The organism is Pseudothauera nasutitermitis, from assembly GCF_004801295.1.
Lineage (GTDB): Bacteria > Pseudomonadota > Gammaproteobacteria > Burkholderiales > Rhodocyclaceae > Pseudothauera > Pseudothauera nasutitermitis.
This window is the reverse complement of the sequence record NZ_SSOC01000009.1, coordinates 126,800-142,026: the sequence shown is the minus strand read 5'-3', so window position 1 is coordinate 142,026 and position 15,227 is coordinate 126,800. Positions and strand designations below refer to the sequence as shown.

Below are 15,227 nucleotides of genomic sequence, written 5' to 3'. Positions count from 1 at the left end.
TCGTCCGGATTGTGCCGATCAGCGTCCGGCCAGCTTGTCCAGCTGCGGGCGCAGCTTGTCCAGCGTGGCCTGGAAGCCGGCGAGGCGGTCGCGTTCCTGCTGCACCACGGCGGCCGGCGCGCGGTCGACGAAGCTGGCGTTGCCCAGCTTGCCTTCGGCCTTGGCGGCCTCGGCTTGCAGGCGGGCGATTTCCTTGCCCAGGCGCTCGCGTTCGGCGGCCACGTCGATCTCCACCTTGAGCATCAGCCGGGTTTCGCCGGCCACGGCGACCGGGGCGAGCGCGTCGGTACCGATTTCCGCCACTACCTCCACCTCGGCCAGCTTGGCCAGCCCGGCGAGGTAGGGCGCGTACACCTTGAGCACTTCGGCGTCGCCGGCGGCTACCAGCGGCAGGCGCTGGGCCGGGGAGATGCCCATTTCGCCGCGCAGGTTGCGGCAGGCGTACACCAGCCCCTTCAGTTCGGCGACGCGCGCCTCGGCGGCTTCGTCGATGCGCGCCGGGTCGGCCTGCGGGTAGCGCGCCAGCATCAGGCTTTCGGCATCCTTGCGGCCGGCCAGCGGGGCGACGGTCTGCCACAGTTCCTCGGTGATGAAGGGGATCAGCGGGTGGGCCAGGCGCAGCACGGTTTCCAGCACGCGCAGCAGGGTGCGGCGGGTGGCGCGCTGTTCGGCGGGCGTGCCGTGCTGGAACTGGACCTTGGCGAGTTCCAGGTACCAGTCGCAGTACTCGTCCCAGACGAACTCGTAGAGGGTCCGCGAGATCAGGTCGAAGCGGTAGTTGGCGAAGTGCTCGGCCGCCTCGGCTTCGGCGCGCTGCAGGCGGGAGACGATCCAGCGGTCGGCGAAGGAGAATTCCAGATAGCCGCCGGCTTCGCACAGGGCGGCGGCGTCCTCGCCCAGGCCGCAGTCCTGGCCTTCGGTGTTCATCAGCACGAAGCGGGTGGCGTTCCACAGCTTGTTGCAGAAGTTGCGGTAGCCCTCGCAGCGCGCGAGGTCGAACTTGATGTCGCGGCCGGGGCTGGCGAGCGAAGCGAAGGTGAAGCGCAGCGCGTCGGTGCCGAAGGCGGGGATGCCCTCGGGGAATTCCTTGCGCGTCTTCTTCTCGATGCTCTGCGCCTGCCTGGGGTTCATCAGGCCGAAGGTGCGCTTTTGCACCAGTTCGTCGAGGCCGATGCCGTCGATCAGGTCGATGGGGTCGAGCACGTTGCCCTTGGACTTGCTCATCTTCTGGCCTTCCGCGTCGCGGATCAGGCCGTGCACATAAACGTGCTTGAAGGGGATTTTGCCGGTGATCTGCTTGGTCATCATGACCATGCGGGCGACCCAGAAGAAGATGATGTCGAAGCCGGTGACCAGCACCGAGGAGGGCAGGTAGAGATCCAGCGCGGGGTTGCTCTCCTGCGGCCACTCCGGCGTCCAGTCCAGCGTGGAGAAGGGCCACAGGGCGGAGGAGTACCAGGTGTCCAGCACGTCCTCGTCGCGGGTGAGCGCGCCGGCGTAGCCGTCCCCGGCGGCCAGCGCGCGGGCCTCGTCCTCGTCGTGGGCGACCCAGCAGCGGCCATCGTTGCCGTACCAGGCGGGAATCTGGTGGCCCCACCACAGCTGGCGCGAGATGCACCAGTCCTGGATGTTGTTGAGCCACTGGTTGTAGGTGTTGACCCAGTTTTCCGGGTAGAACTTGATCTCGCCGGAGGCGACCACTTCCAGCGCCTTCTGGGTGATGCTCTTGCCGTCCGCGCCGGGCTTGCTCATGGCGACGAACCACTGGTCGGTGAGCATGGGCTCGATGATCACGTTGGTGCGATCGCCGCGCGGCACCTGCAGCTTGTGGGCCTTGACCTCGGCCAGCACGCCGGCCGCTTCCAGTTCGGCGACCACCTGCTCGCGCGCCGGCACGCGGTCCAGCCCGGCCACCGAGGCCGGCATGGCGATGCGGCCCTTGGCCCGGCCGGCAGTGTCGAACACTTCGGCCTCGGCGGGGATGCCGCCCTGCAGCGTGAGCACGACGATCATGTCCAGCTGGTGGCGCTGGCCGACGGCGTAGTCGTTGAAGTCGTGCGCCGGGGTGACCTTGACGCAGCCGGTGCCGAATTCGCGGTCCACGTAGTCGTCGGCGATGATGGGGATGTGCCGGCCGGTGAGCGGCAGTTCGACGGTCTTGCCGAGCAGGTGGGCGTAGCGCTCGTCCTCGGGGTGCACCATCACCGCGACGTCGCCCAGCAGGGTCTCGGGGCGGGTGGTGGCGACGGTGAGGCCGCGCAGATCGCCGATGGGGCCGCCGGTGAAGGGGTAGAGGATGTGGTAGAGCTTGCCGTCTTCTTCTTCCTGCACCACTTCCAAGTCGGACACCGCGGTGCCGAGCCTGGGGTCCCAGTTCACCAGGCGCTTGCCGCGGTAGATCAGGCCCTCGTTGTAGAGGCGCACGAAGGTTTCGGTGACGGTCCTGGACAGCCCGGCGTCCATGGTGAAGCGTTCGCGTGACCAGTCCGGGCTGGCGCCCAGGCGGCGCATCTGGCGGGTGATGGTGCCGCCGGAGTAGTCCTTCCACTCCCACACCTTCTCCAGAAACTTCTCGCGGCCCAGGTCGTGGCGGCTGACCCCCTGGGCGTCCAGCTGGCGCTCGACGACGATCTGCGTGGCGATGCCGGCGTGGTCGGTACCCGGCTGCCACAGGGTGTTGTCGCCCCGCATGCGGTGGTAGCGGGTGAGCGCGTCCATGATGGTCTGGTTGAAGCCGTGCCCCATGTGCAGCGTGCCGGTGACGTTGGGCGGCGGCATGAGGATGCAGAAGGCGTTGGGGTTGGACGTGTCGAGGCCGGCCTTGAAGTTGCCGCTGTTCTCCCATTGGGGATACCAGCGCGATTCGATTTCGGCGGGCTCGAAGCTCTTGGCGAGTTCCATGGCGTGCTGGGGCTCTTCGTCGAGGCAAAGGGGGCGATTATAGCGGATCGGCCGGGCCGGCCGGTCGGCGATCCGTCCGTGAAACCGCCTGCGGCGGGGCCTTCAGCGCGGCGGTTCGGATTCGTCCAGGTGCTTGGCGATGCGGTCGGACAAACGGGGCAGCAGGGTGGCGCGCAGGTTTTCCAGCGCCTCCAGGCGCAGGCGCTCGCTGAAGGCCTCGAACTCGCGTGCGAGCAGTTGCGGCAGTTCGCGCTGGATCCAGTCCTCGATCTCGCGGGAGACTTCGGTGTCGAGGCGGATCAGGTGCTCGGCCAGGGTATGGGAGAGATCGGGGTGCGCCGGGGCCGCCTGCGGCGGCGGGGTGAAGGCAGGCATGGGCTGCGCGGCCGGATGCTGTTCGATCAGGCGCGGCAGCGCGGGGTCGGATTCATCGACCACGTCGGTGAGGATGGGCAGGTCGTCGCCGCCCTCCACGGTGGGTTCGTCGGCGCGGTGGCGGCGCAGCAGCGCGTCGGCCTGGTCGAGCAGGCGGTCGGCGGCCTCGATGTCGTCGTCGCGCAGCGGCGGGTCGCGGCGCCAGTCGCTCACAAGGCCTCCCGGCGCACGGCGTCGAAGGCCTGGATGGGCAGTTCGCGCTGCTTGTAGTGGCGGAAGCGCTCGCGTGCCGGCGCCTTGTCGGCTTCGCTCTGGCCGACGATCTCCACCACCATGCGGAACTGCTCGAAGTCCGCCGCCAGATCGGCGGCCAGGTTGATCAGCACGTCCTGGTGCGGCCAGTCGCGCTGCTGCGCGCGGCCGATGACCACCGGGGTCTCGGCGGCCAGCGGCGAATCGGCGGCGACGTGCGGGATGAAGGCCAGTTGCTCGAAGCTCCACAACAGGTGGTCGAGCCGGCGCGCCTCGGCGGGGTCGTCCAGGCGCAGCGCCACCCGCCGGCCGCCCGCATGCGCGCGCGCGGCCAGCTCGCAGGCCAGGCCGATGCGGTCGGCGGCGTTGTGGTAGAACTGCACCTTGGGCACGCGGCTCAGTTCCCCGCCTGCGCGCGGCCGATGAGGAACTGGCTGAGCAGCGGCACCGGCCGGCCGGTGGCGCCCTTATTGTCGCCCGACAGCCAGGCGGTGCCGGCGATGTCCAGGTGCGCCCACTTGTAGGCCTTGGTGAAGCGCGCGAGGAAGCAGGCCGCGGTGATGGTGCCGGCGTAGCGCCCGCCGATGTTGCCCATGTCGGCGAAGTTGCTCTTCAGCAGATCCTGGTATTCGTCCCACAGCGGCAGTTGCCACGCGCGATCGCCGGATTCGCTGCCGCGCGCCAGCAGTTCGGCGGCCAGTTCGTCGTCGTTGGCGAGCAGGCCGCTGGGGATCTTGCCCAGGGCGACCACGCAGGCGCCGGTGAGGGTGGCGACGTCGATCACCGCGGCCGGCTTGAAGCGTTCGGCGTAGGTCAGCGCGTCGCACAGAATCAGGCGGCCCTCGGCGTCGGTGTTGAGGATCTCGATGGTCTGGCCGGACATCGAGGTGACCACGTCGCCGGGCTTGGTGGCGCCGCCGCCGGGCATGTTCTCGGTGGTCGGGATCAGCCCGACCACGTTGATCGGCAGGGCCATGCGGGCGAGCGCCTTGAAGGTGCCCAGCACGCTGGCGGCGCCGCACATGTCGAACTTCATCTCGTCCATCTCGGCGGCGGGCTTCAGCGAGATGCCGCCGGTGTCGAAGGTGATGCCCTTGCCGACCAGCACCACCGGCTTGTCCTTGGACTTGCCGCCCTTGTACTGCAGCACGATGAACTTGGGCGCCTGGTGCGAGCCGCGCGCCACCGAGAGCAGGGCACCCATGCCGAGCTTTTCCATGTCGGCGCGTTCGAGCACCTCGACCTTGAGCTTGAACTGCTTGGCGAGCGCCTGGGCGGTTTCCGCCAGATGCGCCGGAGTAGCCACGTTGCCCGGCTTGTTTCCCAGGTCGCGCGCCAGGGCCATGCCTTCGGCGATGGCCTGACCCTGCCTGAGGGCGGTTTCCAGTTCGGCGCTGACCGCTTCGCCGATCAGCACGGTGATGACCTTGGCACCGCGTTCACGCGGGGGCTTGCCGGCCTCGACGCGCGGCGCTTCGTAGCGGTAGGCGGCGTCGGCGAGCAGGCGGGCGGCCTGGGTGAGCTTCCAGGCGGTGTCGCGGCCGGGCAGGTCGACGTCGAGCAGGCTGAGCGCGGCTTCGCGCGCCGGTGTGCCGGCGAGCGCCTTGCCGGCGGCGGACACGGCGTCGCGCCAGGCCTTCTCGCTGAATTGGTCGTGCTTGCCCAAGCTGACCAGCAGCACGCGTTCGGCGCTCACGCCGGGCAGGTCGTGCAGGAGTTGCAGGGAGCCGGGCTTTTCGTCCAGGTCGCCGCGCTTGAGCAGGGCGGCCAGACGGCCCTTGGAGGCCTTGTCCACCGCCGCCGCGGCGCCGGAGAGTTTGCCGCCGTGGGCGATGCCGAGTGCCAGGATGCCGGTCCGCAGCTTCTCCGGGGAAGCCGTCTTTATGGTAAATTCCATGCGCTGTTCCTTGGAATGACGCCGTCGCGAAATGGGGTCGATTATCGCCCCTTCGCGCAAAGGCCGTCAAAGAACCATGCCCGGGCGCAAGGCCCGCGCAACACAAGAATTCTCGGTGGCCGCTCCTCGCGCAAACATCTTCCGGCGCGCTCTTCAGCGCGAATTCGCCCACGCCGCCGCCGCGGTGTTCGTGGCGCTGTTCGCCATTCTGCTGACGACCGTGCTGATCCGCATGCTGGGCGACGCCGCCGGCGGCCGCGTGCCGTCCGACGCGGTGCTGGGCCTGATCGGTTTCGGCGCCCTGGCGCGTCTGCCCATCGTCCTGTCGCTGACCCTGTTCATCGCCGTGCTGATGTCGCTGTCGCGCAGCTACAAGGATTCCGAGATGGTGGTGTGGTTCGCCTCCGGCGTGCCGCTGACCGCCTGGATCCGTCCGGTGCTGCGCTTCGCCGTGCCGTTCGCGCTGGTGATTGCGGCCGCCACGCTGTATCTGGCGCCGTGGGCCGAACAGATGAACGTGGAGTACCGCAACCGGCTGGAAAGCCGGGACGACAGCTCGCGCGTGGCGCCGGGGGTGTTCCGCGAATCGGCCGGTGCCTCGCGGGTGTTCTTCGTCGAGGTGGGCGCGGGCGCGGACGGCAAGGTGCGCAATGTGTTCATCAGCAGCGAGGAACCGGGGCGCGAGGGGGTGATCGTCTCGGCCGAGGGCTCGGTGCTGGTCGATGAGGATGGCGACCGCTACGTGGTGCTGGAACAGGGCCGCCGCTACGAGGGCAAACCGGGCACGACGGAATACCGGGTGATGGAGTTCGAGCGTTATTCGGTGCTGGTGGAACAGCGCGAGGCAGCCAGCCAGGCGACGCGTTCGCGCGCGATGAGCACGGCAGCCTTGATCGACAGCGGTGAGCGCCATCACCTTGCCGAACTGATCGGGCGCATCGGCGCGCCGATCTCCGCGCTGCTGCTGGCCCTGCTGGCGATTCCGCTGTCCTTCGTCAATCCGCGCGCCGGGCGTACCAACAACCTGATCGTCGCGGTGCTGACCTTCCTGATCTACAGCAACGCCATCTCCATCTGCCAGGCCTGGGTGTCGCGCGGGCGGCTGTCCGTGGAGCTCGGCCTGTTGCTGCCGCATCTGGTGGTCGCGCTGGCGCTCGGCCTGCTGTTCTATCACCGGCTGGCGGTGTCGCCGTTCTGGCGGGCGCGCGCATGAGTCCGGTGCTGAAGCGCTATCTGGCCCGCGAGGTCTTCGCGTCCACCGGCCTGGTGCTGGTGGCCTTCCTCGGCCTGTTCGCGTTCTTCGACTTCGTCAATGAACTGGAGGACATCGGCAAGCAGGGCTACGAGCTGTACCACGCCTTCATCTATGTGCTGATGACCTTGCCGGGGCGGGTGTACGAACTGCTGCCGATCGCCGTGCTGATCGGCACGCTGTACGCGCTCACCACGCTCGCGCGCCACTCCGAGATCACCGTGATGCGCGCCTCCGGGCTGTCCAACCTGGCCATGATGCGCATGCTCGCGCAGGTCGGCGCGGTGTTCGTGGTGCTCACCTTCGTATTCGGCGAATACATCGCCCCGCCGGCGGAAAGCGCCGCACAGCAGTGGCGCCTGGTGGCGACCAATTCCACGGTGTCGCAGCAACTGCGTTCCGGGTTGTGGGTGAAGGACGGTCCGCGCATCGTCAATGTGCGCACCCTGCGGGCCGACCGCAGCATGGAGCGCGTGCGCATCTTCGAATTCGATGCCGAGAATCAGATGGCTTCGGCGAGCGAGGCGGCATCCGGCGCCTACGACCGCCAGGAAGGCGTATGGCGCCTGCGCGACGTGGTGAGCACCCGGTTCACCGACGAAGCCACCACCGTGGAGCGCCAGGAGGAGCTGGTCTGGCGCTCGGAGCTCACGCCGGAGGTGCTGAGCGTGCTGATGATCTCGCCCGAGCGCATGTCGGTGGTCGCGCTGTACGCCTACATCCGCCACCTGCAGGAAAACCGCCAGAGCACGGAGCGCTACGAGATCGCCCTGTGGAAGAAGCTGACCTATCCGCTCGCCACACTGGTGATGATGGCGCTGGCCTTGCCCTTCGCCTTCATGCATGACCGCATGGGCGCGGTGAGCGTGAAGGTCTTCCTGGGCATCATGCTGGGCATCGGCTTCCAGTTGCTCAACGGCCTGTTCTCCAATCTCGGCGTGATCAACGCCTGGCCGCCGGTGATGGCGGCGCTGACGCCGGCGCTGATCTTCCTGCTCGCGGCCGGTGCGCTGCTGTATCTGGTCGAGCGGCGCTGAATCGACGCGCTGCCGGCGCAGGTCAACGAAAAACGGACCCCGAAGGGTCCGTTTTCCTTTCGCCGGTTCGGCGCGATCAGGCTTGCTGCTGCTTCTTCGCGGCGGCCGACTTGTAGTCGAGCTTTTCCTTGATCCGCGCGGACTTGCCCGAACGCTGACGCAGGTAGTACAGCTTGGCGCGACGCACGTCGCCGCGGCGCTTCACTTCGATGCTGGCCACCAGCGGGGAGTAGGTCTGGAAGGTCCGTTCCACGCCCTCGCCGGAGGAGATCTTGCGCACGATGAAGTTGGAGTTGAGGCCGCGGTTGCGCTTGGCGATCACCACGCCTTCGTAGGCCTGGAGACGTTCGCGGGTACCTTCCTTGACCTTCACCTGGACGATCACGGTGTCGCCGGGAGCGAACGCCGGGATGGTCTTGCCTTGGCTCAGGCGGGCGATTTCTTCCTGTTCGATCTGCTGAATCAGGTTCATCAGTGTGACTCCTGTCGTTTCAATGGCACTTGGCCTTGCGCGCAGAGCAGGCGTACCTGATGCGTGCGGTTTGTAATGGGGCGGTCAGTCCGCATCGCGGTCCGCCGTCCCTTCCTGTTCCTGCCCGAATTCCTCGAGCAGGCGCAATTCTTCCTTGTTCAGCCTGCGTCCGTCCAGCAGATCGGGACGCAACAGCCGGGTGCGCCCGAGCGACTGCTTGAGGCGCCAGCGGCGGATCGCCGCGTGGTTGCCGGACAACAGCACCGCCGGCACCGGCGCGCCCCGATAGACCTCGGGGCGGGTGTAGTGCGGGCAGTCCAGCAGCCCTTCGGCGAAGGAATCCTCGCGCGCCGAATCCGCGTCGTTCAGCGCGCCGGGCAACTGGCGCACGATGGCATCGAGCAGCACCATCGCCGGCAGTTCGCCGCCGGAGAGCACGAAATCGCCCAGCGAAATCTCCTCATCCACGCAGCGTTCCAGCACGCGCTGGTCGATGCCCTCGTAGCGCCCGCACAGCAGCACCAGCGCCGGTGCATCCACCAGTTCCATCACCTTGCGATGGTCCAGCCTGCGCCCCTGGGGCGACAGGTAGATCACCCGCCCGGGCTTGCCAAGCGCCGTGCGCTGGGCCTCCCGGGCCTGTTCGATCGCCTGCTCCAGCGGCTCGGCCAGCATCACCATGCCCGGACCGCCTCCGTAGGGACGGTCGTCCACCGTGCGATGCACGTCGTGGGCGAAGTCGCGCGGGTTGTGGAAGGCGATCTCGTACAGACCGCGCTCCCGCGCCCGGCGGGTGATGCCGCTGCCGGTGAGGGCGGCGAACATTTCCGGAAACAGCGTCACCACGTCGAAGCGCCGGGCCTCGTTGCCGTCCGCACGTTGGCGGTCCGTCTGGGTATCCACCGTTGCCGTCGTTACCAGTCTCGTTCCCACGTCACCCGGATGCGCCGGGCGGCGAGGTCGACGTCCAGCACGTAGGCGGCGACGAAGGGAATCAGACGCTCTTCTTCGCCGTCCTGGACCTGCAGCACGTCATGCACGCCGGTCGACAACAGGCCGGACACCGTGCCCAGCGCCTCGCCGGACTCGTTTTCCACCGTCAGCCCGACCAGGTCGTGCCAGTAATACTCGTCCTTGCCGGTATCCGGCAGGGCTTCGCGCGGCGCGCCGATGTACCAGCCCTCGAAGCTTTCCGCCGCATTGCGGTCGGCGATTTCCTCGAAGGCGGCGACCAGCCCCTTGCCGTGCACCCGGCAGGAGTGCGGCGTCAGCGCGCGCCACTCCGCTTCCGGGGTTTCGGCGGCGGGCGCCAGCCACCACTGCGGCATCTCGCGCCAGGACAGCGGATCATCCCCGAAGGGATGGATCTTGACCCAGCCCTGAACGCCAAAAGGGGCGACGATGCGCCCCAGTACGATCATTGCGCTTCGGCGTGCCGGGAGATCAGGCAGCCGCGGCGGCCTGCTTCACCAGGCGGGCGACGGTCGGCGACAGCTGGGCGCCGTTCTGCTGCCAGTAGCTCAGGCGGTCGGTGTTGACCACCAGGCCCTTTTCGGCGCCGGCGGCGATCGGGTTGTAGAAACCGACGCGCTCGATGAAGCGGCCGTCGCGGCGGTTGCGCGAATCGGCGGCGACGATGTTGAAGAACGGGCGCTTTTTGGAGCCACCACGGGCAAGGCGAATGACGACCATCTGGGTGTCCTGAACGGAGAATTCGGAAAACGGTGAACTATAGCGGAGCGCCCGGCTGTAGACAAGCCTGGCCGCATCGCTCACCAAGGGGGACGGAAAGTTGCGGGGCAGGGCGGGGACGGTCCGTGGCCATTGCGGCGCGGGACCGTCGCGGCTTTCAGAACATGACGCTGATGCCGACGCCCAGGCTGCGGCCCCGGCCGGGGGCACCGATGCGGGCGTCCGAACCGCCGGGGAAGTACGGTGCGATGTAGTAGCCGTACAGGTCGTACCGTTCATCCAACAGGTTGTCCGCCCACAGATAGATTTCGGTGCCGCCCTGCTGCAGGCCCAGACGCAGATCGAGCTTGTTGTAGGCCTTCAGATCGAAGGTGTTCTGCGGATCGGCCGGCCGCTTGCCGACATAGCGGTTGGTGAGCTTGGCGTTGAGGCGCGGGTTGGCCATGCCGAGCATCGCCGGCAAGGCGGTTTCGTAGGTGGCCGACAGGGTGGCGCCCCAGCGCGGCACTTCCGGCACGCCGTTGCCGCTGTGCACGTCGCTCGCGGCGCCGGCGCTGCCCGTGCCCTTGATCCTGGCCCGTGTGTAGGCGATCCCGCCGGACAGGGTGAGCCCGCGCGTGGCGCGCCATTGGGCGTCGACTTCGAGGCCCCGGCTCTCGGTGTCGCGGTTGTCCTTGTTGGTCGCCATGGTCATGGGGTCGAACATCAGCATGTGGTCGTTCTTGACGCGATTCAGGAACAACGCGGTGTTCCAGGCCAGGCGCTTGTCGGCGCTTTCGAACTTCAGGCCGGTCTCGTAGCTATTCACGGTGGCAGCCTTGTAGGGCGTGTCGGGCTGCAGGGCGGTGAAGTTGGTGCCTTCGTCGTCGAAGCCGCCGGCCTTGTAGCCGCGCGCATAGATGCCATAGACGTTGAGCTGCGGGCTGAGCGCGTGGCCCAGGGCGACGCGCCCGGTGGCGTAGTTGTCCGACAGCTTCTGATTGTCGCGTGCCTCGCGGATCGGGCTGCTGTTGTCGGGGCTGGCGATCCACAGGGCCTTGTAGGTCTTCTTTTCGCGCGTGTAGCGTCCGCCCAGCGTCAGTTTGGTGGCATCGGTGAGCGGATAGGTCGCTTCGGCGAAGATCGCGTCGGCGTCGGTGGTGAAGTCGCGGAAGGTGTCGGAGGCAGTCGGGTTGTCCGGGTAGAAGGTGTCGTAGGAGTCGATGCGGTCCAGCGAGCGATCAGCGCGGTAACTGTTCAGACCGACCACCCAGAACACGCGTGCCTGTGGCGCCGAAGCCAGGCGCACTTCGTGGTTCCAGGCCTTTTCGCGTACCACGCTGCTCCAGCTCGCGTCGGGGGCGAAGCCGATCAGTTGTGTGTAGGTGCGTCCTTCGTAGATCGGCGTGGTGCTGTCGTGGTGGGTGCGCGAATAGCCGCTGAGCAGGGTCAGCACCGAACGCTCGAAATTGTGCATGAGTTCGGCGTTGTAGCGGTTGACCGCGCGGCGGTTCGATTCGCCGCCCGGCGGGCCGTCGATTTGCGCCGGATCGCCGTAGGGGTGGAGCAGATAGACCCAGTCGCGGTGCTTCTGCACCTCGCGCCCGGCGCTGAAGTTGAGCGTGGTATCCGCGCCGATCTGCCACAGCAGGCTGGCGCGGCCGGTCTGTTCGCGCGGCTTGTTCAGCGGCTTGCCGTCGCGGGCGTTCTCGATGTGGTTGTCGATGCCGGAGCTGCGCAGCGCCACGCGCGCGGCCACGCTGTCGCTGAGTGGGCCGCTGACCACGCCTTCGACGAGCCGGTGGTGGTCCTGGCCGATTTCCGCGCGCACCTGGCCTTCGAACCAGCGCGTGGGCTTGCGCGTGACGATGTTGACCGCGCCGGCTTCCGAATTGCGGCCGAACAGCGTGCCCTGCGGTCCCTTGAGGACTTCCACGCGTTCCACGTCGAGTACGTTCAGAGTCGCGCTGGAGGCCGACATCGGCATGCCGTCGACGTTGAGGATCACCGAGGTGTCGTCGCCGCTGACCTTTTGCAGCGCGCCGACGCCGCGGATGCGCAGGGTGGTGTTGGCCACGCCCATGTTGGTGACGAAATCGACGCCGGGCGTCTGCCGCAGCACGTCCTCCAGCGAATGCAGGCGGCGTGCCTCGGCTTCCTCGCCGCTGATCGCGGTGACGCTGAAGGGAATGTCCTTGAGCTGTTCCTCGGCGCGGCGGGCGCTCACCGTCACGGTGCCCAGCGTGACGGCGGTTTCGCCGTCGGGGGCGCCACCGTCGGCATGGGCGGCCGCTCCCGTGCCCAGTGCGAACAGGCCGGCCAGCGCCAGCGTCAGGGGCGTGAAACGCGGCGTGTGGCCGAGCGCATGGCGGCGACGGGCGGGAAGGGAGCGGGCGGGGTGCGGCATGTTCATGATTGACCTCTCAGACTTCATCGAACTGCGTGGAATGGGTGGGTGACGGCCGGGCCGCTGCGGACGCGGCCGCCGGGTCCGCAGCGGCGGATGCCGGCAGCGGCAGACAGAAGGGCACCCGCCGGCCGCCGAGGTCGCGGTACACCTGCTCGGTGCGCAGGCCGAACAGGGTTTCGGTGAGCGCTCCATCGACCACCTGTGCGGGCGGACCGTCGGCGACGATGCGTCCGTCGCGCATCGCCAGCAGGCGGTCGGCGTACTGGCTGGCCTGGTTGATGTCGTGCAGCACCATGGCGATGGTCAGGCCGTGTTCGCGCTGCAGCGCGGCGAGCAGTTCCAGCAGCTCCGCCTGGTGGCCCATGTCCAGCCAGGTGGTGGGCTCGTCGAGCAGCAGGATGTCGGCCCGTTGCGCCAGGGTCATCGCCAGCCAGGCGCGCTGGCGTTCGCCGCCGGACAGGGTGCTGAAGACGCGTGTTTGCAGATGGGCGATGCGGGTGGCCTGCATCGCCCAGTCGATGATTCCGTCGTCGCCGACGCCGTGGCTCGCCAGCAGTCCCTGATGGGGATAGCGGCCGTGGCCGACCAGCTGGCGCACGCTGATGCCGTCCGGCGCCGACGGTGCCTGGGGCAGGCTGGCCAGGCGCCGCGCGAGCATTTTCGGTTTCCACTGCGGCAGCGGGCGGCCGTCCAGGCAGACCCGGCCGGCGGCGGGTTTCAACAGGCCGCCGAGGGCGCGCAGCAGCGTCGATTTGCCGCAGCCGTTGGGGCCGATGATGCAGGTGAGGGTGCCGGGGGCGAGGCGCAGTTCGGCGATTTCGACGATGCGGCGCGGGCCGTAGCCCAGTTCGAGTGAGGTGGCGTGCAGGCTCATGCCGTTTTCCCTGCGTGGCGTTGGAGCAGGATCAGGAAGACCGGGATGCCGAGCAGCGTGGTGAGCACGCCGACCGGCAGTTCGAGCGGCTGGATCGCGGTGCGCGCGACCGTGTCCGCGCCCAGCGTCAGCACGGCGCCGCACAGCGCGCTGACCGGCAGCAGGCGGCGCAGCTCGCTGCCCACCAGCAGACGGGCCAAGTGCGGGATCACCAGGCCGACGAAGCCGATCGGCCCGGCCACGGCGATGGCGCTGGCGGCCAGCAGCACCGCGACCACCAGCGCCACCAGCCGCCAGCGCAGCAGATGCAGGCCCAGGCCGCGGGCGACGTCGTCGTCGAAGCGCAGCAGCGACAGCGGGCGCAGCAGCAGCCAGGCGCCCGCCAGCCCGAGCGCGGACCACGGCAGCAGCAGCGCGAGGTGGTCGAAATCGCGCCCGTACAGGCTGCCGGCCAGCCAGATCACGGTGATCTCGGTACGCGCGCCGCCCCAGGCCACCACGATCCACATGACCAGCGCGTTGAGCACGGCGCCCACGGCCACGCCGTTGAGCGCCAGCCGCACCGGGCTGATCGCGGCGCGCCACGACAGCGCCAGTACCAGCAGCGCGCTGCCCAGCCCGCCGAGCAGGGCGGCGAAGGGCAAGCCGGCGAGCGTGAGCAGGCGGCCGCCGTCGTGCCCCAGACTGGCGTTGATGAAGTCGGCGAGCAGCAGGAAGGCGACGATGGCCAGGCTGGCGCCACTGGACACGCCGATGACACCGGGGTCGGCGAGCGGATTGCGGATCACCGCCTGCAGGATCAGGCCCGACAGCGCGAAATGCAGCCCGACCACCACGGCGAGCAGGCTGCGCGGCAGGCGCAGGTTCCACAGCAGGGCATGAATGGTGGCATCGCCCTCTCCGCTCAGCGCCAGCCAGATCTGCCGTGCCTCCAGCGGTACCGCGCCGAGCAGCAGGGATAGCCCCAGCAGTGCGGCCAGGGCGGCGAGCAAGAGGGCGCCGACCATGATGAAGCGCCAGCGGGCAGGGGAGGCGCTCTGGGTGGGGGCCGTGAACGCGATGAATGAACGGGCGCCCATGTCAGTTTTCCTGCTTGCGGATCAGGTGAATCAGCAGCGGGCCGCCGAGCAGCACGCACAGGATGCCGACCGGCACCATGCGCCAATTGGCGACCAGATCTGCGCCGCACACCAGGCTGGCGCCGACCAGTGCCGACAGGGGCAGCAGTTGCCGGTGGCCGAGGGCGTCGCCATGCGGGCGCAGGCCGAAGCGCACCAGATGCGGCGCCACCAGGCCGATGAAGGCGAGCGGGCCGGTGGCCGCCACCGCCGCGGCGGTCAGCAGCACCGCCAGCGCGCCGAACAGCAGGCGCCAGGTGGCGATGCGCATGCCGAGCGCGCGCAGCACGCTGTCGTCCAGCGCCAGCAGATCGAGCAGCCGCGCGCAGACCGCGCCCAGCGCGAGGCCGAGCAGCACCCAGGGCCACAACAGATGCACGTGCTGCCAGGTCCGGTTGGCCAGGCTGCCGGTCAGCCAGTAGTAGATGCCGTTGGCCTCGACGCTGGAGGACACCAGCAGCAGCGTGATGGCCGCGGCGAAGAACAGATTCACGCTCATGCCGGTCAGCGTCAGGTACAGCGGCTGCAGGCGCATGCGCGCGGCCAGGCCAAAGGTGAGCAGCGCGGCGAACAGGCCGCCGGCGACGCCGCAGAGCAGCATGCGGGCGGCGGGCAGGTCGAACAGCACCATGCTGGCGACCATGCCGAACGCAGCGCCGGCGCTGACCCCCATCAGGCCGGGTTCGCCCAGCGGGTTGCGGGTGATGGACTGGATGATCGCGCCGGCCATGCCCAGGCCCGCGCCGGCCAGCACGCCGACCAGCAGGCGCGGCAGGCGCAGCTCGCGCACGATGAAGGCCGCGCTGCCGTCGGCGCCCGGCAGCAGGGCCTGGAGCACGGCGCGCGGGGACAGCGCGAAGTCGCCCAGCAGCAGCGCGCCGGCCGCGCCCAGGCCGAGCAGCAGCATGCAGGCGGCGATCAGCGCGCGCGTGCCGCCGCCTGCGGGGCCGTGAAGGCGTGTGGACATG

At 68.8% G+C, this 15,227-nt stretch carries 14 protein-coding genes; 2 read left to right on the top strand and 12 right to left on the bottom strand.

What is annotated here, in order from left to right:
- Positions 1-18 precede the first annotated feature (18 nt).
- The 4 genes from E6C76_RS20825 to E6C76_RS20810 all read right to left on the bottom strand — a co-directional run bounded on the left by E6C76_RS20825 (position 19) and on the right by E6C76_RS20810 (position 5,425).
- A complete protein-coding gene (locus tag E6C76_RS20825) occupies positions 19-2,901 on the bottom strand; it encodes a valine--tRNA ligase (RefSeq protein WP_136350183.1) in 2,883 nt (960 codons plus the stop codon).
- A gap of 102 nt (positions 2,902-3,003) precedes the next feature.
- On the bottom strand, positions 3,004-3,489 hold the full coding sequence (locus E6C76_RS20820; RefSeq protein WP_211090304.1) for a hypothetical protein: 486 nt from the start codon (positions 3,487-3,489) through the stop codon (positions 3,004-3,006).
- On the bottom strand, positions 3,486-3,920 hold the full coding sequence (locus E6C76_RS20815; RefSeq protein WP_136350182.1) for a DNA polymerase III subunit chi: 435 nt from the start codon (positions 3,918-3,920) through the stop codon (positions 3,486-3,488). Before E6C76_RS20815 ends, E6C76_RS20820 begins: the two co-directional genes overlap by 4 nt.
- A gap of 5 nt (positions 3,921-3,925) precedes the next feature.
- Entirely contained in the window at positions 3,926-5,425 is a 1,500-nt protein-coding gene (locus tag E6C76_RS20810; RefSeq protein WP_136350181.1) for a leucyl aminopeptidase, read from the bottom strand.
- 115 nt (positions 5,426-5,540) lie between these two features.
- Here E6C76_RS20810 and lptF point away from each other — a divergent pair, with 115 nt between their 5' ends.
- Together lptF and lptG are read left to right on the top strand one after the other, a co-directional pair.
- Positions 5,541-6,638 (top strand): LPS export ABC transporter permease LptF, encoded by a 1,098-nt coding sequence (gene lptF, locus E6C76_RS20805; protein WP_230976353.1) that lies wholly within the window; start codon positions 5,541-5,543, stop codon positions 6,636-6,638.
- Positions 6,635-7,714 carry an LPS export ABC transporter permease LptG gene (gene lptG, locus E6C76_RS20800; RefSeq protein ID WP_136350179.1) on the top strand — a complete coding sequence of 360 codons (1,080 nt, stop codon included), beginning with the start codon at positions 6,635-6,637 and terminating at the stop codon, positions 7,712-7,714. The genes lptF and lptG overlap by 4 nt, the downstream gene beginning before the upstream one ends.
- 76 nt (positions 7,715-7,790) lie before the next feature.
- On the opposite strand, the gene rplS is transcribed toward lptG, so the two are convergent.
- The 8 genes from rplS to E6C76_RS20760 all read right to left on the bottom strand — a co-directional run bounded on the left by rplS (position 7,791) and on the right by E6C76_RS20760 (position 15,226).
- Entirely contained in the window at positions 7,791-8,186 is a 396-nt protein-coding gene (rplS, locus tag E6C76_RS20795) for a 50S ribosomal protein L19 (RefSeq protein ID WP_136350178.1), read from the bottom strand.
- Positions 8,187-8,270: 84 nt separating this feature from the next.
- Complete coding sequence (gene trmD / locus E6C76_RS20790) at positions 8,271-9,089, bottom strand: tRNA (guanosine(37)-N1)-methyltransferase TrmD (protein ID WP_269140182.1); 819 nt, start codon at positions 9,087-9,089, stop codon at positions 8,271-8,273.
- Positions 9,090-9,100: 11 nt separating this feature from the next.
- The gene (gene rimM, locus E6C76_RS20785; protein WP_136350177.1) at positions 9,101-9,607 is read right to left on the bottom strand and encodes a ribosome maturation factor RimM; all 507 of its coding nucleotides are present in this window, start codon (positions 9,605-9,607) and stop codon (positions 9,101-9,103) included.
- Positions 9,608-9,629: 22 nt separating this feature from the next.
- On the bottom strand, positions 9,630-9,878 hold the full coding sequence (rpsP, locus tag E6C76_RS20780) for a 30S ribosomal protein S16 (protein ID WP_136350176.1): 249 nt from the start codon (positions 9,876-9,878) through the stop codon (positions 9,630-9,632).
- A 157-nt stretch (positions 9,879-10,035) separates the two neighbouring features.
- Entirely contained in the window at positions 10,036-12,270 is a 2,235-nt protein-coding gene (locus E6C76_RS20775; RefSeq protein ID WP_230976352.1) for a TonB-dependent receptor, read from the bottom strand.
- 10 nt (positions 12,271-12,280) lie between these two features.
- Positions 12,281-13,141, bottom strand: a complete 861-nt coding sequence (locus E6C76_RS20770) for an ABC transporter ATP-binding protein (protein WP_136350175.1) — start codon at positions 13,139-13,141, stop codon at positions 12,281-12,283.
- On the bottom strand, positions 13,138-14,220 hold the full coding sequence (locus tag E6C76_RS20765; RefSeq protein WP_136350174.1) for a FecCD family ABC transporter permease: 1,083 nt from the start codon (positions 14,218-14,220) through the stop codon (positions 13,138-13,140). The genes E6C76_RS20770 and E6C76_RS20765 overlap by 4 nt, the downstream gene beginning before the upstream one ends.
- 1 nt (position 14,221) lies before the next feature.
- A complete protein-coding gene (locus E6C76_RS20760) occupies positions 14,222-15,226 on the bottom strand; it encodes a FecCD family ABC transporter permease (RefSeq protein WP_136350173.1) in 1,005 nt (334 codons plus the stop codon).
- Position 15,227 lies beyond the last annotated feature (1 nt).